Source organism: Streptomyces alboflavus, from assembly GCF_000716675.1.
Taxonomy (GTDB): domain Bacteria; phylum Actinomycetota; class Actinomycetes; order Streptomycetales; family Streptomycetaceae; genus Streptomyces; species Streptomyces alboflavus.
In genome coordinates this window covers 1-21959 of sequence record NZ_JNXT01000095.1, presented here as the reverse complement: position 1 = coordinate 21959, position 21959 = coordinate 1, and the positions used below count along the sequence as shown (strand labels likewise).

Below are 21959 nucleotides of genomic sequence, written 5' to 3'. Positions count from 1 at the left end.
CACCTCCCCCGCTCCGCCCCCGGCCCCCGCACCGACCTCAAGGACTCCCCACCGCGCCCCCGTCAGGCGTACCGCGCTGGTCACGATGTGCTGGAGCGTGGCGTGGAGTTCGAGTTCGGTGCCGACGCTGAGGACGGCGTCGAGGAGCAGGGGCAAGGGGGGTGTGGTGACGTCGTCGGTCATGGCGTCGGCGTACTTCCGCGTCGGTTCGAGGCCACGCCCGGTGGTGGTCAGCCGGCCAGCGGGTCGAGGACCAGTGGTTGGATCTTGCCTTCGAGCATCGCACCCAGGCCGAGCACCGCGCACACGTCGGGCCGTTCCGCGATGCGTACGGGCATGCCGGTCGCGTTCACGAGCATCTGGTCGAGGCCGGGGAGCAGCGCGCTGCCGCCGACCATCATGATCCCGCGGTCGGCGAGGTCGGCCACCAGGTCGGGCGGGCAGTCCCGCAGGACCTTGCCGATACCGTCGAGGACCGCGGTCAGCGGCGTGTGGATGGCGTCCCGGACGGCAGCCGTCTCGACCTGCACCGAGCGGGCGAGGCCCGTCGCCACGTCCCGGCCGTGGATCTCGGTGGACTCCGGGCCGTGCGGGGTCAGGCCGTTGCCGCTGAGGGCGAGCTGGAGCGGCCGCACCGACTGCGAGGGCAGCATCAACTCGTGCTGGTGGCGCAGGTGCTGCACGATCGCGTGGTCGATGGCCTCACCGCCGACGGGGATCCGCTCGGCCGTCACGATCGAGCCGAGGGAGAGCACGGCCACCTGCGTGGTCGCCGCGCCGCACACCAGGATCATCGACGCCTCGGGCCGCTCCACGGGCAGCCCGCAGCCGACCGCGGCCGCGATCAGGGTGTCCACCAGCTCCACGCGGCGCGCGCCGAGCCCGACCATCGTCTCGACCGCCGCCCGCTGCGCCAGCGGGTCCGCGTCGTGCGGGGTGCACGCGGCGGCCCGCAGCCTCGGCTTGCGGCGCAGCGTGCGCCGCAGCTTCTCGCCGAGCAGGTGCCGCAGCATCCGCTGGCACATCTCGATGTCGACGACGGTCCCGCCGGACACGGGCCGCACCACCCGGATGTAGCCGGGCGTACGCCCCGTCATCTGTTCCGCGAACTGGCCCACCGCGATCAGCGCGCCGGTGCGGGTGTTCACGGCGGCGGCACTCGGCTCGTCGACGACGAGGCCCGCGCCCTTCACGTACACGCGGGTCCGCGCGGCCCCCAGGTCGACGGCGATATGGCAGCGACGCAGCTGTTCCAGGCTGACGGTCATGGCAGATCCTCCCGAGAGCGCAGACCGTGCGGACCGCCGGACGGCGTTCCTGTCTCGCATCGTGCGGCGCCGCGGGGCGCCGCGCGCGCTGGAGTGCGCCGGGCGGGGCGCCGCCGGGCGGGTGATCCTCGGGGCCGGGCCGCGTTTGCGCGAGCCCGGCCGACCGATCGACAAATCTGCTTGAGGCGGCGGCCCCTGCGCCGGTTAGCATCCCGTGTGACACGAGCATCTGGGGAAGACGCGCCTGACGACCGGTCCGACCGGGACGACCCTCCGATACCGGGGCAAGGTGATGCCCTCGTGGCCGTGGACGTCGTGCCGGACGTCCCCGACGCCGACGTCCCCGCCGCTCCGGCCGCCGCCCCCGAGCGGCGCCGCCTCTTCGCCGACCTCACCCCGCTGCGCACCTCCGTCGACTACCGGCGGCTCTGGGTCGGCAACACCATCTCCTGGATCGGCCAGGCGATGACGTCGCTCGCCGTGTCGCTCCAGGTGTACGACATGACCGGCTCCAGCTTCGCCGTCGGCCTGGTCGGTCTTTTCACGCTCGTGCCGCTGGTGGTGTTCGGCCTGTACGGGGGCGCGGTCGCCGACACCGTGGACCGCCGCAAGGTGGGCCTGTACTCGGCGGTCGGCCTGTGCGCCCTGTCGGTCGCGCTCGCGGGCGGGGCGCTGCTCGACTACGCGCACGTGTGGTTCCTGTACGCCGTGGTCGCGCTGCAGGCGGTGTGCGCCGCGCTGAACGCCCCGGCCCGCGCGTCGATGATCCCGCGCCTCCTTCCGGCCGAGCAGCTCCCGGCCGCGAACGCCCTGAACTCCCTCACCATGACGACCGGCATCACCGTCGGCCCGATGCTCGGCGGGCTGCTCGTGGGCCTGTGGGGCTATCAGTCGGCGTACCTCATCGACGCGGTGGCGTTCACGGCGGCGCTGTACGCGATGTGGCGGCTGCCCGCGATGCGCCCGGGCGACGGCGGGGCGAAGGGGGCCGACGCGGGCGGCGAGGCCGACGGGGGCGAGGCGGGCGGCGGCAAGCGGCGGCGTGCCTCCGTCCTGGACGGCCTGCGCTTCCTCGCCACCCGCCCCAACCTCCGCATGACCTTCTTCACCGACCTGTGCGCGATGGTCCTCGCGCATCCGCGGTCGCTGTTCCCCGCGGTCGCGGTGGTCTGGTACGGCGGCGACGCGAAGACGGCGGGCCTGCTCGCGGCGGCGCCCGCGGTGGGCGCGCTGCTCGGCGGGGTGTTCTCGGGCTGGCAGGGCCGCGTCCGCAGGCACGGGCTCATGATCGTGGTGTCGGTGGCGGCCTGGGGCACGGCGATCGCGGTGTTCGGCCTCACCCGGAACCTGTGGCTCGGCGTCTTCTTCCTCGCGGTCGCCGGGTGCTCGGACATGATCTCCATGGTGTTCCGCAACACGATGCTCCAGGCGGCCACGCCGGACGCGATGCGCGGACGGCTCCAGGGCGTGTTCATCGTGGTCGTCGCGGGCGGCCCGCGGCTCGGCGACTTCCTGGCGGGGGCGGTCGGCCAGGCCCTCTCGCCCCGGGTGGCGATCGTCGGGGGCGGCGTCGCGTGCGTGCTCGCCGTGGCCCTGCTCACGGCGCGGTGGCGGGCCTTCCTGCGCTACGACGCGCGCTCGCCCGAGGCCTGACGGCGGCTCAGGTCCGGCGGACGGCGTCGACGAGCTGGGAGAGGGTGCTCACCGTGTGCCGGGCCCCGGCGGCGAGCAGGCGCTCCCGGGTGCGGTCGTCGGGCGCGTACCCGACGAACGGGACGTCCAGGGCGCGGGCGGCGGTCGCCTCCGCGACGGTGGAGCCGATCATCAGGCAGCGGTCGGCGGTCACGCCGGGTCGCGCGAGCACGCGGCGCAGGCCCTCCGGGTCGGGCAGGAGCCGGCTGAGGTCGCCGGTGCGGCAGTGGATGCGGTCCGCGCGGATGGTCAGCTCATGGGTGGCCACGTACGTCGCCACGGCGCGCGGCGCGGTGTCGGTGACCAGGCACACGGCGCGGGGCCGGGTGCGCGGCCGTGGGCCGGGCCCGGAGCCGGTGCCGTCCGCCAGGAGCCGGACGAGGGCGGTGGCGTGCGGCACGGGCTTCGCCCCGAACACGGCCTGCCGTTCGATGCGGTCCAGCTGGTCGGCGAGGTCCGCGGCGAGAGGGCCTTCGGCGGCGAAGGCGCGCAGGACGTCCAGCGGGTGGACGTACTCGCTGCCGCCCCCGGCGCGGGGCAGCGGCACACCGCCGAGCGCCGCCTCCGGGTCGCGGCGCTCCACGACGAGGGCGAGCAGCCGCAGCGCGGCCTCGCGGGCCTTGCCGGGGGCGTAGAGCCGGGTGAGGGTGCCGTCGAAGCCGAGGACGACGGTGTCGGCCTGGTCGAGGGTGTCCCGCAGGGAGGGGAACATGCCGGTGGGGCGAGCCGCGGCGGCCTTGACCCGGCAGACCCAGGCGGCCGACCCCGGCACCCGGACGAACCGTGTCAGGTCCGCCAGCTCCTCGCGGTACAGCTCGCCGTGGACGTCGCCGAGAACCATGACGATCGCCTCGTCGGCCCCGGCGGTGATGCCGGGGCACGGCGGGGCCTCCGGCTCCGAGCCGCCCCCGACGGTGACGAGCAGCCCGAGACCCGCGTACGAGCCTGCGGTGAACGGCAGTTCGTGCAGGATCGTCTCCAGGAGCGCGGCGCGCGGCACCTCGGCGGAGACCACCGCGTCCCAGCCGCGCTCGCGGGGCAGCAGCTCGAACTGTTCCGCCGTGGCGCCGCCCTGCGTGAGCAGCCGGGCCACGGTCCGGCTGAGCTTCATCAGGGTGTCGGCCTGCCAGCCGGGGCTCGTGGTGAAGGAGAAGGAGAACGTGGTGGGCGCCAGGGCCGGCGTCTCGGCGGCGCGCAGGCCGCCCAGCTCCTGGCGGAGTTCCCGCAGGACGGCGGGCGGTTCGGTGCCGAGTTCCGCGAGGCGCAGCGTGCGGTACTCCTCGTACGCGGCGATCGCCTCGTCGATGCGGCCCTGGCCCTTGAGCGCCACGAGGTGGAGGCGGAGCAGGTCGATGTCGTGGGGGAACTCGTCGAGCGCGGCCTGGAGTCCGGTGACGGCGCGGTCGAAGTCCTCGGTCTCCAGGTCGAGTTCGGCGCGGCTGCGGAGCAGCGCCATCCGGGTGAGACGCAGCCAGGTGCGGGTGGTCCGCGCCGCAGGGCCCGGAACGCCGGACAGGGGTTCGCCGCGCCACAGCCCGAGCGCGGACTCGACGAGCGCGCGACCGCGGGCGAAGTCGCCTGAGCTGCGGGCTTGTTCGGCCTCGGCGGCCAGCCTCCGGCAGCGCACCACGTCGATGTCGCCGGGGGCGACGAGGAGTGCGTACCCGTCGCCGCGCCGGGTCACGGACCGGGGGCCGAGGGCGTTGCGCAGCCGGGACGCGTACGTCCGCACCAGGCGGCCGCCGTCCGGGCCGGGGGTCTTCCACAGCCCCGCGACGAGTTCGTCCTTGTGTACCGTGTCGCCCTCGCGGAGCAGCAGCATGCACAGCATGGCCTGTTCCTGGGGGGAGTCGACGGCCAGCGCGGAGCCGCCGCGGGTGACGCGCAGCGGGCCGAGCAGGCCGTAGTGGCGCCGGTGCTCCCCCTGCATGTCGAGCTGTTCGAGCCGCTGGGCGCCCCGCGTCTGGAGCGCGGGATCCTCCGCCACCAGATCGGCCACGGCCTGCCGCAGCTCGCGTTCCAGGTGCTCCGGCAGCGCGTGGTCGGCGCCCAGGGGGAGCGCGAGCTGTTCCGGCCGCGTCAGCCAGTCCCCGGTGCGCATCAGGTGCACGAGGTGGCCGAGGTCGCGGAGGTCGGCCGCGCGGGTCGTGTCGTCGAGGGCGAGCTGGCCGAATCCGTAGAGGACGGGGCCGTGGTCGGCGAGGACGACGCAGCGGGCCGACAGCTGGCCGTGGGCGATGCCGTGCGTGTGCAGGGCCTGCACGCCCAGGGCCAACTGTCGTGCCACATCGACGGGTTGGTTGACGGGGAGGCCGCCCCGGTGCCGGTCGAGCGCGGCGTGCAGGGTCTCCCCCTCGTGGTGTTCCAGGACCAGGTGGGGTACTCCGCGCAGGGCGCCGTCTGCCAGCAGGGCGGCCACGTTCGGGTGCCGGAGGCCGGAGAGGGCGTGCCGCAGTGCTTCGAAGCGCGGGAGCGAGTCCGGCGACGCGTCGCGGTAGCGCGCCACGACCACGGTGCGGTCGCCCTGCCGGGTGTCCTGCGCGCACAGGTCCTGACCGTGCCGGAACCGGCCCGTCACCCGGTACCGCCCGTCGATCAGCCGGGAGAGCGCGCCCTCGTCCTCGTCCGCCGCCCCCGACAGCTGCCGCACGCTCTCCGCGCTCACCGCCGCGAACGGCTCCCCCTCGACCACCGTCGACGAGCCCCCTGCCCCCCGCGCCACGGCCCGCAGCTCCCCGGGCGCCACCCCGGCCCGCTCGTCGATCAACGCCCCCACCCGCGCGAGGTGTTGCCGGGTACGCCCGCGCGCCGACCTCGGCACCGTCCCGAGCAGCACCTCGCGCACCCCGTCCCGGAACGCGTACGACCCCGGCGGCCCGTCGGGCGTGCCCGTGAGCATGCCGCTGAGGATGACCTCCGCCAGGTGCTGGGCACGGGGGTGCCGCTCCACCGCCGCCTGGACGAGCCGCATGACCGGCAGGTGCGGCTCGCCCACCGCCAGGTGCCCGGCGAGCCGGAACGCCTCCGGCGACGCGGTCGAGCGGAACCGCAGGACCAGGTCCTGGGGCGAGAGCAGCGTGACGTCCGCGCGCTCCACGCCGTCCCGGGCGAGCGCGGCGGCCGGGCGGGACGCCAGCCAGCCGACGGAGCCGGGCAGTCGGCGCCCGCCCGCGTCGGCGACGAGCGACGACCAGTTGGCCAGCCACCGCGGGGACGCGTCGAGGACGGGCACGGGCAGGGCGTCCGGGGGGACGGCGGACGGCTCGGCGTCGGGGTCGAAGGGCTCGAACGTGTACGTCGCCGTGGGGGCGGCGGCGTGCGGCGCGGCGAACAGGCCCGGCGTCGCGGGCAGCGCGGTCGTGGACCAGAGCCGCTCGGGCAGCGGCTGGAGCACGGCGAGGGGCAGCCGCGACGCCCAGTGGCGCAGGGTCCGGTACCAGCGCCGCCCGGCCCCGCCCTCGCGCCACTGCGGGCCCATGCAGTCGCTGACCAGGAGGACGACGGTTCGGCCCGCCGCGGGCGCGGCGGCCGCGCGCGCCGCGACCCTCCCGTCGGGCCCGGCCCGGTGCAGCTCGACGGTGCGGAAGAGCCCCGACTGCGCGAGCGCGGCGTGCAGTTCGCGCACCAGCGGCCGCCACACCGGCATCGTCGGCCCGTCGTCGTGCACCAGACACAGCCGCAGCCAGCGCTCCTCGGCGGGGCGGAGCACCGGCAGCCAGCCGCGCGGGTGCGCGCCGAGCGTCGCGATGCGGTGCGCGGTCGCCTCCTCGTCGAGGACCCGCCCGACCGGCGCGGGCACGCGGCGCCCGAGCGGACGCAGGGCGCGCTGGAGCGCCAGCGGGTGGGCGATCATCGGCGGCACGGGTACGTGGAGGACGGTGCCGTCGACTGCCGTGCGGGTGGGGTGGGTCGGGCCCGCCTCCGGTCCCGTCGGGGTGTCCCCGGCGGCGTCCCTGCGGTGGCCTCCGGCGGGGAGGTGCAGGGGGACGCGGGAGTCGGCGGGCGGGGCGGGGTCGGTGGCCGGGGGAGTGCGGCCGGGGTGCGGTGACGCGGGGGTGTCCGGGGTGGTGGGGTCGGACGGGGCGGTGCGGGCTGCCGGGTCGTGCGGGGCGGCCGGGTCCGCTGCGGGTCGCAGGGTCAGGTCGGTGGGGGGCGTCGCGCGGAGGGCGCCGGAGCCGGGGGCGCCGGGCGCCGAGGGACGCGACGCCGTGCCGTCGCCCGCCGCCCCGGGCGGGTCCTCGGGCTCCGGGGGCGGCGGCAGATGCCGGGCCAGCCAGAGGAGTTCGGCGAGTTCGGCGGCGGATGGGCCTTCGCCGCCGCCGGCCGCGCCGGTGAGGGCGGCGGCGAGCGCGGCGACGGCGGAGGCGCGGGCGGGGGCATGGGTGGGAGCGGGGGCGCCCTCGGCTCCCGGGGCGCCCCCGCCCCCACCCTCGCCCGGAACCGGTTCAGAAGCCCGCATCGGAGCCCTGGTCCGGGGCGTGCTCCGTGCCCTCGCTCAGATACGGCATGAGCAGCCGGGCGAGATCGTCCCGCGAGGAGGCCTCCAGACCGGCCGCGCCGGTGAGGTAGATGGCGTTGAGGAGCTGGTCGGTGGCCAGCTCGCCGCCGCTGCCCCGGGCCACGAACCGGTCGATCAACTCACGTGCGTGCGCGTCCGGTTCACCGAGGTGGGCGCGGACGATCTCCTCCAGGTGCTCGCCGTGCGGGCGGCGCAGGCGCAGGGTGACGCAGCGGCGCAGGAAGGCGGGCGGGAACTCGCGCTCGCCGTTGCTGGTGAGCACCACGAACGGGAACGCGCGGCAGCGCACCCGGCCCTTCACCACCGGCACCGGCTCGTCCGAGCCGTCGGCGGGCAGCGAGGCGGTCGGCGTGTGCCGGGCGACGCGCGCCAGCTCCGGGATCTCGTACTGGCCCTCCTCCAGGACGTTCAGGAGGTCGTTCGGCAGGTCCAGGTCGCTCTTGTCGATCTCGTCGATGAGCAGGGCACGGGGGTGGGCGTAGGGGAGCAGGGCGGTGCCGAGCGGGCCGAGGCGCAGGTGGTCCTCGATGCCGGTGCGGTCCTGGGGCGGGGTGGCGGGGGCGGCGCCCGCCGTGGCGTCGGCGCCCGAAGTGCCGTTGTCCGCGCCGGAGTCGACGCCGGTGCGGGGCCCGGCGGCCGGGGCGCTGTCGGCGGCGGCGCGGCCCGCCGCGTACAGGCGCGACAGCGGGTCGTACTGGTACAGGCCGTCGTGCAGCGTGCTGCGGCTCGTGATGTTCCAGCGGAGCACCGGGCCGAGGCCCAGCTCGCGCGCGACCGCGTACGCGAGGCTCGACTTGCCGCTGCCGGGCGGCCCGGTGACGAGCAGCGGGCGGCGCAGGTACAGGGCGGCGTTGACGAGGTGGACGCACTCGTCGGTGGCGCGGTAGGTGCGGGCGCGGTGCGCGCGGTCCGGGGAGGTCGCGGAGCGGTCCGCGGGCGGGGCGTCGAGGACGGGGCCGCCGTCGAAGGCGCGCCACGGCGGCGGCGGGGGCAGCCGCGTGATGCCGTCGTGCGGCTCGTTCGTGCCGGTGTAGACGGGCCACAGGGACATGCGGTCTCTTTCGTCGGTGCGGGCGGGCGGGTCAGGTGACGGGGGAGCGCAGCGGGGCCGCCGCCGCGTCCGGGAAGCAGCGCGGGTCGTCCCACAGGAGCTGGATGTCCCGGGCCCAGTGCCGATCGGGTTCGTCGGCGGCGTCGGCGCTCTCGCGCAACGCCAGGACACGGCGCGGCAGTTCGGCGGGCGGAAGCCGCGTCAGATGGGCGGCGAGCTGGTCGAGGAAGGCGGAGCCGGGGCAGGAGGCGGGGGGTGCGGGGGTGTCGGCGGTGCCCGCTGCGGGGGTGGTCGCCGGGGTGTCGGCGGTGCCCGCTGCGGGGGTGGTCCCGCCGCGGTCCCCGGCGGGTCGGGTGGGTCCGGGGTCGGTGCGGACGCCGTCGGCGGTCCTGGCGTCCCCAGTCTCGTCGGCGGTCCTGGCGTCCCCAGCCTCGACGGCGGCCCCGGCGCCCCCGTTCCCGCCGGCGACTCCGGCACCCCCGCTCCCCCCGGCCTCGTGCTCGCACCCCACCCGCGCCCACAGCAGCACCGGCGCGGGCGCGTTCAGGGACACCTCGAAGTGCCGCTTCAGGCGGGGCGCCCGGGGCGGGGCCGCGAACCCCGCGAGGTCGGCCTCGCCGCTGCGCAGGCGGAAGCGGAGCTTGTTCGGCTGCTCGCCGGTGGCGCACTCGACGCGGTGCACGACCGTCGTGGCCTTGCCGTCGAGCCGCTCCCAGGTGCGGGCCAGCTGGTGGCGCAGGCCGCCCGCGCGGCGCGCCCGGTCGGTGACGACCAGGGGGTAGGAGCAGCCGAGCGGCGTCGGGTCGTCGACGCTGCGCTCCCAGTGGGCCACGGGCTCGTTCAGCCACTCCCGGGGCAGGACGAACGCGATCAGCTCCTCGGCGTCGGGGGCGAGCTGGCCGAAGGCCGCGTCGATGCGCTCCTGGACGTACGGCCGGACCTGGCTCCTGGTCAGCGTGCGTGAGCCCACCGGGTGCCGGTGCCCGTCGCGGCACGCGGACACCTCGACCAGGACCTGGTCGTCACCGGCGCCGCTGCGGGCGAGTTCGACGAGGATCGGGGACCAGGCGGAGGGGGCGCGTCCGGCGGCGCGCGGAGCGGCCGGGGCCCCCGGCGTCACAGACGCCGAGGTCTCGGGTTCCGGCCCCTCGGCTGCCGACGGCACCGCTCCCGGCACCCCGTCCGCCGACCTCACGGCTCCCCGCGCCCCGGCCTCCCACCCCCAAGCGGCGTCCCGCCCCTCCCGTACCCAAGGAGCGTCCCGCACGTCGCACACCCGCCGTGCGTCCCCTGCCTGCCCGGCGCCGGGCCCCGCCCCTAACTCGCCCGCGCCCCGCACCCCCGCGAGCTCCGTGAGCCGGTCCGCGAACCGCTCCACCGCCCCCGGCACGTCCACCTCCGAGAGCACGTACCAGGCCGCCGACCACAGCGAGGCGAACCCGCCCGGCGGCACCGGCGGACCCAGCGGCCCGACCGCGTCGAGGTAGAGCCGCTCCGGCGCCCACGCTGCCGAGCGGCCCGCCGCCGGGCCCGCCTTCTCGGCGTCCTCCACCAGGGTGCGCAGCCGGTGCCGTGCCGCGCGGCCCCGGCCGGGCACCGGGATCAGCTCGGCGAGGCGGGGCCAGTAGCGGGCCATGACCGGCGCGGGCAGCATCCGCCCGTTGCGCACCCCGGCCGCGCCCGCCACCGCCGACACCATGCCGACGACGAGTCCGTTGTCGGCCAGGGTCACCGCGGCGCCGCTGAAGCCGGGCGCGAGGGGCTGGCCGTGGGCGCTCCAGGCCTCCAGCTGGACCCACTCGTCGGCGATCAGCTGGGCGGCGGTGGCGCGGTACTCGGCGATGGTGCCCTCGGCGTACCCGCGCGGGAAGCCGTACGCGACCAGCCGCGGGCGTGGTTCCACGTAGGCGTCGTCGGGGACGGCGAATCCGGCGGGCGGGATGGGCACGGGCCGGTCGAGTTCGAGGACGGCGAGGTCGCCGGAGTGGTCGTCGTGGCCGCTCCAGCCGCCGTGCGCCCCGACGACGGCGGGGACCGCGCCGAGTTCCCCGTGGTGCGGGAAGGAGACCGCGACCCCGGCGGCGCCGCTGTCCCGCACGACGTGCGCGCAGGTCAGCACGTGCCGCTCCGACACGAGGAACCCGGCGCCGGTCTCGCGTCCGCACTCCACCCGGGCGTGCCAGGTCGTACTGCTCATGAGGTGGGCGTGGGCTCTCCGTTCGAGGCCGCGTGCCCCAAGTCCCGTGGAACGCCCGCGGTGCCGGGGCTCCCGAGGGCGCCCGCGTCCACGGATTCACCCGAAGGCCTGGGGGCCATGGGGGCCGCTCCGGCCCCGGCGGCACCGACAGCTTCGGCGGCACTGACAGCCTCGGCGGCACCGACAGCCCCGGCCGCACCAACAGCCCCGGCGGCACCTGCCGCCCCAGACACCCCCGCCTCACCACCCCGCTCCGGCGACCACGACAACCGCACCAGCAGATGCCCCTCCCCGGAGCCCTTCACGATGACCGCTCCGGCCTCCGCCGTCATCCGTACGCCGAACTCGATCTCCACGGAGTCCGGGGCGAGTTCGCCGTCGCGGAACACCCGCAGGGCCGACTCGGCGGCGGTGCGCACCGGGCCCAGGGAGGCCTCGAAGGTGCGGGCGGCCAGGGCGGGTCCGTCGCCGCGCGACACCAGGCGGGCGCCCGACCCGTCGTCGTCGACGTCGGCGAGCACCACGTGCGCGCCGCCGTCCGTCGTGAACTGCACCAGACCGTCCATGACCGCCCCCGTAGAAGACCCGTGTCACCCGCTCGCCGACATTCTTGCCGAACCGTCGACCTGGCGGGAAGCCGCCCTGGCAGCTTCCCGCCAGTCCCCGGCAACTCTTCCGCAACATCACGCGCCTGACACTTCTTCGCAGCACCCGGGAGCCACCCCCCACCCGGAGCCGACGAAGAGAGGTCGCGTTGATGCCGAGACCCCGAAGCGCCCCAAGACGACGAAGAGGAAGCGCCCCCGGCGGCCGAAGAGCCCGCGCGGCCCGGCTCAGATTCCTGCCCGCCGGTCTTGCCCTCGCCCTGCTCCCCGCCTCCCTGGCCGCGACCGCCACCCCGGCGGCCGCCGAGAGCGCCCCGGGCAAGGCCCAACAGCCGCGCGGCGCAGGGAAGTCCACGGCCCCCAGGACCGTCACCCTCATCACCGGCGACGAGGTCACCGTCACCGAGCTCGGCGGCGGCAAGCGGACCGTCACGGTGGAGCGGCCGCGCGGCGCGAGCGGAGCCGTCCGCACCTCCGTCACCGACGGCCACGTCACCGTCGTACCGGACGAGGCACGGCCCTATCTGCGCGCGGGCGTCCTGGACGAACGCCTCTTCGACGTGACGGAGCTGCTGCGGCAGGGCGGTGGCCGCGGCGCCGCGAAGGCGACGACGCCGCTGATCGTCACGTACGACACGTCCCGCGGCGCGGCGGACGCGCGCACCCCGCGCGGCGCGGACAAGGTCCGTTCGCTGCCGAGTGCGCGCGCCGCCGCCCTCAAGGCGGCCGAGGGCACGGCGTTCTGGCGGTCCGTCACCGCGGCCGACGGAGACGCGGCACGGGGGAGCGGGCGCCGCTTCGGCGGCGGCATCGCGAAGATCTGGCTCGACGGCCGGGTCGAGGCCGACCTGGCCGAGAGCAACGCCCAGATCGGCACGCCGAAGGCCTGGGAGGCCGGGCTCACCGGCAAGGGCGTGCGGGTCGCCGTCCTCGACACCGGCGCCGACCTCACGCACCCCGACCTCAAGGACCGCGTCGGCGCGACGAAGAGCTTCATCCCTGGCCAGGAGGTCGCCGACCGCGGCGGCCACGGCACCCACGTCACGTCCACGGTCGGCGGCAGCGGTGCCGCGTCCGACGGCAAGGAGAAGGGGGTCGCGCCGGGCGCGGACCTCGCCGTCGGCAAGGTGCTCAGCGACGAGGGCTTCGGCAGCGAGTCGGAGATCATCGCGGGCATGGAGTGGGCCGCGAAGGACGTCGACGCCAAGATCGTGTCCATGAGCCTCGGTTCGCGGGAGCCCAGCGACGGCACCGACCCGATGGCCACCGCCGTCAACACGCTCACCAAGGACACCGGCGCGCTCTTCGTCGTCGCGGCGGGCAACACCGGCGCGCCCTCGTCGATCGGCTCGCCCGGCGCGGCCGACTCCGCGCTGACCGTCGGCGCCGTCGACTCCGCCGACAAGGCCGCCTACTTCACCAGTCAGGGCCCCCGCGCCGGCGACAACGCCCTCAAGCCCGACCTGTCCGCCCCCGGCGTCGACATCCTCGCCGCCCGCTCCCAACTCACCTCCGGGCAGGGCTACTACACCTCCATGAGCGGTACGTCGATGGCGACCCCGCACATCGCGGGCGTCGCCGCGCTGCTCGCCGAGCGTCACCCCGGCTGGAGCGGACAGCAGCTCAAGGACGCCCTGATGTCCACGTCCCACGGCCTCGACGCGTCCGTGTACGAGCTGGGCGCGGGCCGCGTCGACGTGCCGTCGGCGATCGACGCGAAGGTCACCGCGACGGGCGGCGCCGACTTCGGCTTCTACCGCTGGCCGTACGCCGAGAACAAGCCGGTGACGAGGAAGCTGACATACACCAACTCCACCACCGACCCGGTGGAGTTGACCCTTGCCACGCGGGGAGCGGCCGACGGCGTGGCCACCCTCGCCGACACCAAGCTGACCGTCCCCGCGCACGGCACCGCGTCCACGACCGTGACCGGCGACGGCGCGAAGGCTCCCGTCGGCGCCACCAGCGGCGCGGTGGTGGCGAGCGCGGGCGGCAAGGAGGTCGCGCGGACGGCGTTCGGCCTGGTCAAGGAGGAGGAGCGGTACACGCTCACCGTCAAGGTCAAGGACCGCGACGGCGCCGCGACCCCCGCGGACCTGGTGGTCCAGCCGCTGCTGAAGGGGGCGGACCCGTACCCGGCGACGGTAGGGGAGTCCGGCGAGCTGAAGCTCCGCCTGAAGCCCGGTGCGTACGCCCTGTCCTCGTTCCTCGACGTGCGCGGCGCCCACGGCAAGGACTCCCTCGGCATCGGCTTCCTCGCGGCCCCCGAGGTCACCCTGGACCGCGACCGCCAAGTGACCCTGGACGCCCGTGAGTTGCGGGAGATCACCGCCAGGGTGCCGCGCAGCGCGGAGACCCGCCAGCTCGTCATGGAGTACGACCGCACGGCGAACGGCTCCGCCTATCAGGGAGCCGTGCAGGTGCCGGTGAAGTACGACAGCGTGTTCGCCGCGCCGACGCCGAAGGTGGCCGAAGGGCGCTTCGAGTACCGCACGGTGTGGCGCCTCGGCAAGCCGCTCCTCGACGTCGAGGGCATCGGCGAGGCCGTGCCGCAGCCCGGCTCCACCCTCGGCGAGGGCCGCTCCCGGCTGAAGCTCGTGGACGCGGGCGACGGCTCACCGGCCGCGTACGAAGGGAAGAACGTACGGGGCAAGGCGGTTGTGGTGACCCGCACGGGCGCGACCGGGCAACCGGCCCCCTCTCAGCTCGCGCAAGCCGCGCAGGACGCGGGCGCGAAGGCGCTGTTCGTGACCGACGGCGTGCCGGGCCGCCTGAACGCCTGGTTCGGCACGGACGACAACGCGGACCGGCCGCTGGTGATCGCCACGGTGAACGCGGCGGACGGGGCACGCCTGCGGGACGCGGCCCGGCGCGGACGGTCGGTGGAGTCCGAGGCGACTCCCCACACCCCGTACGTGTACGACCTGGAGGACGGCCACGCGGGCACGATCCCGTCGCGTGACCTGACGTACAAGCCGTCGGCGCGCGAACTGGCCGTGATCCCCACCAAGTTCCACGCCCCCACCCGCCGCACTGAGCCGGGCGGCGAGTTCCGCTACTCCCTCACCGACACCTTCGAGATCGGCCTCGGCTTCCCCGAGCGGATCTCCTACCCCGCGACCCGCACCGACTACGTGGCCGCCGGGAAGGGCCGCCACTGGCACGAGTCCCTGCACTACGGCCCCGACGCCGTCGAACAGCGCAGCGGCCTCGTCGACTACCGTCCCGGCAAGCGCACCCCGCTCTCCTGGTTCAAGCCGGTCTGGCACCCCTGGCTGGGCACCGGCCTCGGCTGGGGCCAGCAACGCAGCGGCGACAACCTGGACTTCAACGCCCCCGGCTGGGGCGACTCGGGCCCCGACCACACCGGCTTCGGCAACGTCTGGAGCGACGACTCCCTGACCCAGACCACGGCCGTCTACGCCGACGGCAAACTGATCGACCGCCGCACCAGCTCCGGCGTGTACGTCACCGGCGCGGCCCCCGAAGAACGCCCCTACAAACTCGTCACCGACACCACCCTCGACCCCACCCGCTGGCGCCTCGCCACGAAGGCCCACTCGGAATGGACCTTCCGCTCCGCCCACACCCCCGACGACCGCAAGACGTTCCTGCCCCTCCTGAACCTGGGCTTCGACGTCCCCACGGACCTCTCCGGCGACGTCCGCGGCGGCCGGACCGTGCCGGTCGGCATCTCCGCCTCGTATGTGAAGGGCGCCGTGGGCACCGGGCGGATCGGGTCCGCCTCCCTGTCCGTCTCCTACGACGACGGCAAGTCCTGGCACGACGTCCACCTCGACCGCTCCGGCCGTTCGTCCGCCTGGACGGGCAAGCTGAAGGTGCCCGGCGGCGCGGAGGCGATCTCGTTCCGGGCGAAGGTGCGGGATGACCGGGGTGGGGCGGTGTCGCAGGAGGTGGTGCGGGGGGTGGGGGTGCGGTAGCCCTCGCGGGGCGCCCCAGTCCCGCCCCTTCTCCGAAACCGGGGGCTGCGCCCCCTGGACCCCCCTGTCGGCGCTCCGCGCCTCGTCCTCAAACGCCGGACGGGCTAGTGATAGCCCCTCCGGCGTTTGAGGAGCGGGGGTCTGGGGGCGGAGCCCCCAGTTTCGGGAAGGGGTGGGATTGGGGAGCCCCCGGCAGGGAACCGCCCTCAGCCCTTCCCCAGCGCCCGCTTCAAGATCTTCCCCATGTCGTTGCGCGGCAGCGCGTCCACAAGGTGCAGGACGCGGGGCCGCTTGTGCGGGGCCAGGCGGGCGGCGACGTGCGCGGCCAGGGCGTCGAGGGTCGGCGGCAGGGCGGGGTCGGCGGGGGCGATCCAGGCGACGACGCGTTCGCCGAGGTCGGGGTCCGGCTCGCCGGTGACGGCGGCCTCGCGGACGCCGGGGTGTTCGAGGAGCGCGTTCTCGATCTCACCCGCGCCGATCTTGTAGCCGCCGCTCTTGATGAGGTCGGTCGCCTTGCGCCCGACGATGCGGACGTACCCGTCGGTGTCCCGCACGGCCATGTCCCCGGTGCGGAACCACCCGCCGGGGGCGAAGGCGGCCTCGGTCGCGTCGGGCCGGTTGAGGTAGGAGGTGAAGAGGTTCGGGCCGCGGACCTGGATCTCGCCGACGGCCTCGGGCCCGGCGTCGGGCGGGATCTCGGCGTCGGCCTCGTCGACGAGGCGCAGTTCGACGCCGGGCAGCGGCACGCCGACGGTGCCCGCGCGCGGTTCGCCGTCCGCGCGGACACTGGTGTTCATCAGCGTCTCCGTCATGCCGTACCGCTCGACGACCCGCCGCCCCGTCGCCGACGCGATCCGCTCGTGGTCGTGGACGGGCAGCGCCGCCGATCCCGAGACCAGGAGCCGCGCCCCGGACAGGGCCTTCACCAGCTCGGGCTCGTCGGGCAGGGCCTCGGCGATCCGGTGGTACATCGTCGGCACCCCGAACAGCATGGTCCCGCCCGTGGCCAGCTCCCGGGCCACGCCCTCGGTGCTGAACCTGCCCAGGTGCCGCACCGAGCCGCCGCGCCGCAGCGGGCCGAGGATCCCGAGGATCAGGCCGTGCACGTGGAAGAGGGGCAGGCCGTGCACGAGGACGTCGGCGTCGGTCCACTGCCAGGCGTCCTCAAGGGCGTCCAGGGTGGAGGAGATCGCGCGGCGGGAGAGCACGGCGCCCTTCGGGGGGCCGGTGGTGCCGGAGGTGTAGACGATGAGGGCGGGGGAGGAGGGGGCCAGGGCGGCGGCCGCGTCGGCCGAGCGGGAGGCGCCAGCATCGCCCGTGTCGGCCGGGCCGAAGGCGCCCGCGTCGCCCGCGTCGGCCGAGCCGGAGGCGCCCGTGTCGGCCGAGCCGGAGGCGCCCGCGTCGGCCGAGCCCGAGGCGCCCGCGTCGGCCACCTCAGCCACCACATCCACCCGCCCCAACCCCGCCAGGGCCTCGGGCAACTCGTCCCCCGCCCCCGCAAGCACCAGCGACGGCTCGCTGTCCGCCACGATGTGACCCAGCTCCGCCGCCCCCGACTTCGGGTTCAGCGGCACCGCGGGCACCCCGGCCCGCAGCGCCGCCACCACGGCCACCGCCGTCTCCAGGGTGGGGGTGGCCCAGACGGCGACGCGGGTCGCGCCCGCCGCGGTGAGGCGGGACGCCAGAGTCCTCGCCGCCGAGGCCAGGCCGGCGTAGGTCAGGGTGCGGTCGCCGAAGGTCAGGGCGGGGGCGGGGCCCGGCGCGGCCAGGGCGGGGAAGAGGGGCTCGGAATCCACGGGTCGTACTCCTCGGTGTGTGCACGGCGACTTAATGAGAGCGTTACGCCGCCGAAGGTGCGGTGTCACAGTGATCGTTGAGGCTGAAGTGGCCGTTTGCCCCCGGTTCGAGGGGCTGTCCGTCCCCGGTCCGAGGCGTTGTCCGCCCCTGGTCCGAGGGGCTGTCCGTCCCTGTTCCGAGCGGCGGTTCGGCGATCGACAAGTCAACAGCCGGCCTTCGCGGCGCGACAGCCCGCGGCCCGTGCCCCGGTCGACTCAACCGGTCCTCCCCCCACAATCCGCAACAGGATGGGACCACCCACTTTGCTCACTTCGTACTCTTCATCCGGATCCACTCCGACAACAACCCCTACCGCCCCCGCACCGGCCACGCCCTCGGGCACCACCAACCTATCCACGCCCCCGTCCCCGCATGCCCCCGGCCGCATCCTCGCCGTCGCCGCCCCGGGCCCGGGGCGCGAACAGCTCACCCGCACCCTGGAGTCGAGCGGCTACGAGGTCGACCACACCGTCCCCGGCCGTATACACCCGCACATACGCCAGACCCCGCCGGACGCCATCGTCGCGCTCGACGACGGTCCCGGCGGGCGGTGCCCCGGGGGCGACGTCATCACGGAGGTGCGGTCGCAGCCGGCCGGGCAGGCGCTGCCGCTGGTCCTGGTGGGCGCGGCGGCACGCGAACCCGCCGCCGTCGCCGACATGCTGCGGCGGGGCGCGGACGACTGCCTGCCGAGCGGCTGCGCGCCCGTCGAACTGTCGGCGCGCATCGCGGCGAAGCTGCACCGCGTGCCCGTACCGGTGGAGCAGTTGTTGCGCGACCCGCGCACGGGGCTCTACTCGGGGCCGCACTTCATGGACGAGCTGGAGCGTGAGTTGCGCCGTCCGGCGGCGGCGCGGCGGTGTTCTCGCCGTCGTCGGGGTCGCCGAGATGCCCGCCCTGGAGAAGCGGCTCGGGCCGCGCGTGCACCGGGAGGTCGCCGAGCGGCTCGCGCAGGTCGTGGCCGGTACAGCGCCCGCAGGGGGCGGCCTCGGCGGCGTCTGCGACCGGCTCGGCTGGGACGACGACGGGCATCTCCTTGTCCTCATGCCCGGCGTCGACGAGGAGAGCGCGCGGCAGGACCTCGCGGCGTTCGCGGCGTCCGTCGCGGGCACCCGCTTCGTCGTCGCGGACGAGAACGTCCGGCTCACCCCGGCCATCGGCTTCACCCCGCTCACCGCGTACGAGGACTCCGGCGGCCACGAGGCGGCCGCCCGCAGCGCCCGCGAGGCCACCGACGAGGCCCTGCGCCACCGCGATCTGCGGCCGGTGCGCTGGCAGCCGTGGATGCGGGCGAAGCCGCAGGACGGACCCCGGCACGCCCGCGCCCGAGCGGGCCTCGGCACCCTGCGCGCCGCGCTCACCCCGCTCCTCTCGCCCGTCCTGATGCTGCTCCTCGGCGTCGGCGTGCCGTTTCTGCTCTACCAGCAGGCGTACGACCGACTCGGCGTGGACGTGGCCGCGTACGCCTACTGGGTCGTCGTCGCGGGGCTCGTCGCGTCGGCGCTGCTCATCGTCCTGGAGTGCCTGTTCGCGCTGGACGCCCCGGCACGTCCGGCCGCCGCCGCGCAGCCGTACCCGCCCGCGAGCGCGGTCATCGCGGCGTACCTGCCGAACGAGGCGGCGACGATCGTCGACACCGTCGAGTCGTTCCTGCGCCTGGAGTACCCGGGCGAGTTGGAGATCGTCCTCGCCTACAACACCCCGCACCCGCTGCCCGTCGAGGACACCCTGCGCGAGGTGGCGCGCCGCGATCCGCGGCTCGTGCTGCTGCCCGTCGCGGGCTCCACGTCCAAGGCGCAGAACCTGAACGCGGCCGTGACCCGGGTGCGCGGCGAGTTCGTGGGCGTCTTCGACGCCGACCACCACCCGGCGCCGGACGCGTTCAGGCACGCCTGGGACTGGCTCTCGAACGGCTACGACGTCGTCCAGGGGCACTGCGTGGTCCGCAACGGCGACAGCTCCTGGGTGGCGCGCATGGTCGCCGTCGAGTTCGAGGCCATCTACGCCGTGAGCCACCCGGGCCGCACCCGCCTGTACGGATTCGGGGTGTTCGGCGGCTCCAACGGCTTCTGGCGCACCGACCTCCTCGCCCGCACCCGCATGCACGGCTCGATGCTCACCGAGGACATCGACTCCACCCTGCGGGCCCTCGGCGCGGGCGCCCGCATCGCCATGGACCGCACCCTCATCTCGCGCGAGCTGGCCCCGACGACGCTGCGGCCGCTGTGGAACCAGCGCTCGCGCTGGGCGCAGGGCTGGCTCCAGGTGTCGCTGCGGCACCTGCGCGTGGCGCTGCGGTCGGAGCGGTTCACGCACCGTCAGAAGACAGGCCTGTGGGTGTTGTTGGGGTGGCGCGAGGTGCAGCCCTGGCTGACCCTGCAGATCCTGCCGGTGCTGCTGCACGCCGCGTGGCGGGCGGGCGGCGCGGACAAGCTCGACTGGGCGGTGCCGGTGTGCCTGCTCGCGGCGGCGCTCACGCTGTCCGCCGGGCTGGTGCAGGCCGCCTTCGCGTGGCGGCTCGCGGTGCCCGAACTGCGCCGCAGGAAGGCCTGGTTCTGGCGCTATCTCCTCGTCACCACGGTCTTCTACACCCACTTCAAGAACCTCGTGGCCCGGCAGGCGCATCTGAAGGAGGCGCTGGGGGAGCGGCAGTGGCGGGTCACGCCGCGCGCCGCGGCGGCGGACGCGGAGGCCTCATGAGGACCCCCGCGCCCACGCTCACGAAGGAGGCGCCGCTCCCGGCCGAGCCCCTGCCCGCCGGGCCCCGCACCCGCGGCTCCGCCCGGGCCCGCGCCGTCGAACTCCAGGGCCTGCGCGGCCTCGCCGCCCTCAGCACCGTCGTCTTCCACGTGTGGCAGCAGTACTACACGTACGACGCCGCCGGGGCGCACCCACCGGTCGACAACCCCTGGCTGGGCGCGCTGCTCTCCCTCGAAGTCATCGACCTGTTCTTCGTGATGTCGGCGTACCTGCTGACGCTGTCCTACGCCCGCGCGGCCATCGACGGGCCCGACGCGCCCCCGTCCGAGGGGAGCGGGGTCCGCTCGGGCCGGGACTTCCTGTTCCGGCGGGCGATCCGCATCCTGCCGGTGTACTTCCTCGCCGTCCTGCTCGTCTGGTCGAGCCGCAATCCGACCCTGCCCGGCGACTGGCGCGACCTGCTCGGCCACCTCACCTTCACGCACGTCCTCGACCGCGAACGCATCTTCTACACCCTCGGCCCGACCTGGTCGCTCTCCCTCGAAGTCGCCTTCTATCTGGCCCTGGTGGCCCTCGGGCCGCTCGCGATCCGGGCCTGCCGCCGCCTGGCCACGCGCCGGGCGCGGGTGGCGCTGTGCCTGGCGGGCTGCGGGGCGCTGTTCGTGGCGCCGGTGCTGTGGATCGCGGCCGCGCACCACGTCCTCGACGTGCCGTACACCGACTGGCCGGTGTACTTCCGCCCGCAGGCCCGCTTCGGCGGCTTCGCGGCGGGCATGGCGCTCGCCGTGCTCCTGGTGGCGCTCGGGGAGCGCGGACGGCTCGACGCGCGGATCGCGGGGCCGGTGGCGCTCGCGGCGTTCGGCGGCGTGTACGGCCTCTCGTACGCGGCCGACCCGGGCGACATCGCGTACACCTACTACCATCCGCTGGCCGCGCTCCTGTGGACCGTGCTCCTGTACGCGACGCTGCGGCCCCGGGAGCGGGACGGCCGCGGGCCGCGCTGGCTCGGGGCGCTGCGGGCGCGCTGGGTGACCGGCGTCGGCCTCATCAGCTACAGCCTCTACATCTGGCACGAGCCGGTGATGCTGGAGCTGGACGGGTGGGGGCTCCTACCGCGCGGTCCGCTCGGCTTCGCGGCGGGGACGCTGATCGTGCTCGCCGTGGCGCTGGCCGCGGGGGCGGTCAGCTACTGGCTCGTCGAGTACCCGGCGGGGCTGCTCGCCCGGGCCCGGGACGCGCGGGGCGCTCCGCGCGAGTTCTATCCGGAGCGCGCGGGAGGCGGGCCGCCGGACATGGCGGAGCCGTCCCCCGTTCGCATGGGTTCGCCCGGCGGGGGCGTCAGCGGGTCGGCTTGAAGGAGGCGAGGGCCCGGTCGAAGTACTCCTTGCCCAGGGGGCGGTTCTTCGCGGGCGCCGAGACCCACACGTCGTGCATCCTGCCGTTCTCGTTCCAGCTCAGGTCGTACGTGACGCGGGGACCGCCGTCGGTGCCCGCGCCGTTCCAGGTGAAGGTCCACAGGGCGGCGGGACGGCCGTTGTGGGTGGTGCGGGTGACGGAACCGGAGCGGTAGCCGGGGTAGTGCGACGGCCCCTTCTTGTGGGCCTTGCGCATCACCGCCAGTGGTCCTTCGGGGGTGATGGGCTGCGGGTGGACGCCGATGCGGAACCTCTTGGCGGCGGAGTAGTAGTAGACGCGGGGCGGTTCGGGGGAGCGCGTGAAGCCGTCGGGGACGGTGAGGGTGAAGCCGGACGGGTCGTTCACCGTGCGGTAGCCCGCGGGGGGCTTCGGTTTGGGCGTGCCCTTGGTCGGGGGCGGTGCCGGGGAGGCGTCCCCGCCGTCCGGGCGTGTGTCGTCGGGGTCGGGGGTGCGGTCGGGGCCCGAGGGCGAGGTGTCATCGGGCGGTGTCAGCGGCTTCTCGTCGGCGGCCTCGTCCGTCCGCTTGCCGCGGTCACCCGAGTCGTTCCCGTTCGTCGCCAGGAGCCAGGCCCCCGTGGCTATGCCGCCCGTCGCCAGGACGGCGGCCGCGGTGGCCAGGGCTATGGCCGTGCGGGAGCGGGGCGGCCGGGTGGGTGGCGAGGATCCGGTGCTCGGCGCGGATCCGGTGCTCGGCGCCGGGGCCGGGGCGGTGAGGGTGGGGGTGGGGGTGGGAC

The 21959-nt window shown here is 75.5% G+C and carries 10 protein-coding genes and 2 pseudogenes; 4 read left to right on the top strand and 8 right to left on the bottom strand.

All coding sequences use genetic code 11. The annotated features are described in order from the left end of the window. Together OO63_RS39075 and mreB are read right to left on the bottom strand one after the other, a co-directional pair. Nucleotides 1-183, bottom strand: a pseudogene (locus OO63_RS39075) (histidine kinase); the annotation flags it as partial. 47 nt (nt 184-230) lie between these two features. Beyond that, a complete protein-coding gene (gene mreB, locus OO63_RS39070; RefSeq protein WP_030358581.1) occupies nt 231-1268 on the bottom strand; it encodes a rod shape-determining protein in 1038 nt (345 codons plus the stop codon). A gap of 300 nt (nt 1269-1568) precedes the next feature. Here mreB and OO63_RS39065 point away from each other — a divergent pair, with 300 nt between their 5' ends. Continuing rightward, nucleotides 1569-2921 carry an MFS transporter gene (locus OO63_RS39065; protein ID WP_397622117.1) on the top strand — a complete coding sequence of 451 codons (1353 nt, stop codon included), beginning with the start codon at nt 1569-1571 and terminating at the stop codon, nt 2919-2921. A gap of 7 nt (nt 2922-2928) precedes the next feature. Here OO63_RS39065 and OO63_RS47475 read toward each other — a convergent pair whose 3' ends face one another. From OO63_RS47475 to OO63_RS47655, 4 genes are read right to left on the bottom strand one after another with little or no spacing between them, the layout of a single operon-like run. After that, nucleotides 2929-7419 (bottom strand): SAV_2336 N-terminal domain-related protein, encoded by a 4491-nt coding sequence (locus OO63_RS47475; RefSeq protein ID WP_051811665.1) that lies wholly within the window; start codon nt 7417-7419, stop codon nt 2929-2931. Continuing rightward, a complete protein-coding gene (locus tag OO63_RS39055) occupies nt 7406-8530 on the bottom strand; it encodes an AAA family ATPase (protein WP_051811663.1) in 1125 nt (374 codons plus the stop codon). Before OO63_RS39055 ends, OO63_RS47475 begins: the two co-directional genes overlap by 14 nt. Nucleotides 8531-8561: 31 nt before the next feature. After that, nucleotides 8562-10727, bottom strand: a complete 2166-nt coding sequence (locus OO63_RS47240) for a VMAP-C domain-containing protein (protein WP_037631498.1) — start codon at nt 10725-10727, stop codon at nt 8562-8564. Continuing rightward, on the bottom strand, nt 10724-11293 hold the full coding sequence (locus tag OO63_RS47655) for a CU044_2847 family protein (RefSeq protein ID WP_234311169.1): 570 nt from the start codon (nt 11291-11293) through the stop codon (nt 10724-10726). Before OO63_RS47655 ends, OO63_RS47240 begins: the two co-directional genes overlap by 4 nt. A gap of 191 nt (nt 11294-11484) precedes the next feature. Between OO63_RS47655 and OO63_RS39040 the strand changes: the two genes are divergently transcribed. Next, a complete protein-coding gene (locus OO63_RS39040) occupies nt 11485-15273 on the top strand; it encodes a S8 family serine peptidase (RefSeq protein WP_030358575.1) in 3789 nt (1262 codons plus the stop codon). Between the two features lie 206 nt (nt 15274-15479). Here OO63_RS39040 and OO63_RS39035 read toward each other — a convergent pair whose 3' ends face one another. Then, nucleotides 15480-17069, bottom strand: a complete 1590-nt coding sequence (locus tag OO63_RS39035) for an acyl-CoA synthetase (protein ID WP_030358574.1) — start codon at nt 17067-17069, stop codon at nt 15480-15482. 868 nt (nt 17070-17937) lie between these two features. Here OO63_RS39035 and OO63_RS41820 point away from each other — a divergent pair. After that, nucleotides 17938-19809: a glycosyltransferase family 2 protein gene (locus tag OO63_RS41820; RefSeq protein WP_234311168.1), complete on the top strand. Its 1872-nt coding sequence runs from the start codon at nt 17938-17940 to the stop codon at nt 19807-19809. Continuing rightward, nucleotides 19806-21164, top strand: coding sequence for an acyltransferase family protein (locus OO63_RS39025; RefSeq protein WP_078619644.1), 1359 nt, complete (start codon nt 19806-19808; stop codon nt 21162-21164). Before OO63_RS41820 ends, OO63_RS39025 begins: the two co-directional genes overlap by 4 nt. Here OO63_RS39025 and OO63_RS39020 read toward each other — a convergent pair. Next, nucleotides 21148-21959, bottom strand: a pseudogene (locus OO63_RS39020) (serine/threonine protein kinase); the annotation flags it as partial. The gene OO63_RS39025 and the pseudogene OO63_RS39020 sit on opposite strands and share 17 nt — an antisense overlap.

Coding starts and splice junctions, on each gene's coding strand:
- OO63_RS39040 (WP_030358575.1), top strand. CDS start 11,485: ATGCCGAGACCCCGAAGCGCCCCAAGACGACGAAGAGGAAGCGCCCCC.
- OO63_RS47655 (WP_234311169.1), bottom strand. CDS start 11,293: ATGGACGGTCTGGTGCAGTTCACGACGGACGGCGGCGCGCACGTGGTG.
- OO63_RS39025 (WP_078619644.1), top strand. CDS start 19,806: ATGAGGACCCCCGCGCCCACGCTCACGAAGGAGGCGCCGCTCCCGGCC.
- OO63_RS39055 (WP_051811663.1), bottom strand. CDS start 8,530: ATGTCCCTGTGGCCCGTCTACACCGGCACGAACGAGCCGCACGACGGC.
- OO63_RS47475 (WP_051811665.1), bottom strand. CDS start 7,419: ATGCGGGCTTCTGAACCGGTTCCGGGCGAGGGTGGGGGCGGGGGCGCC.
- OO63_RS47240 (WP_037631498.1), bottom strand. CDS start 10,727: ATGAGCAGTACGACCTGGCACGCCCGGGTGGAGTGCGGACGCGAGACC.
- mreB (WP_030358581.1), bottom strand. CDS start 1,268: ATGACCGTCAGCCTGGAACAGCTGCGTCGCTGCCATATCGCCGTCGAC.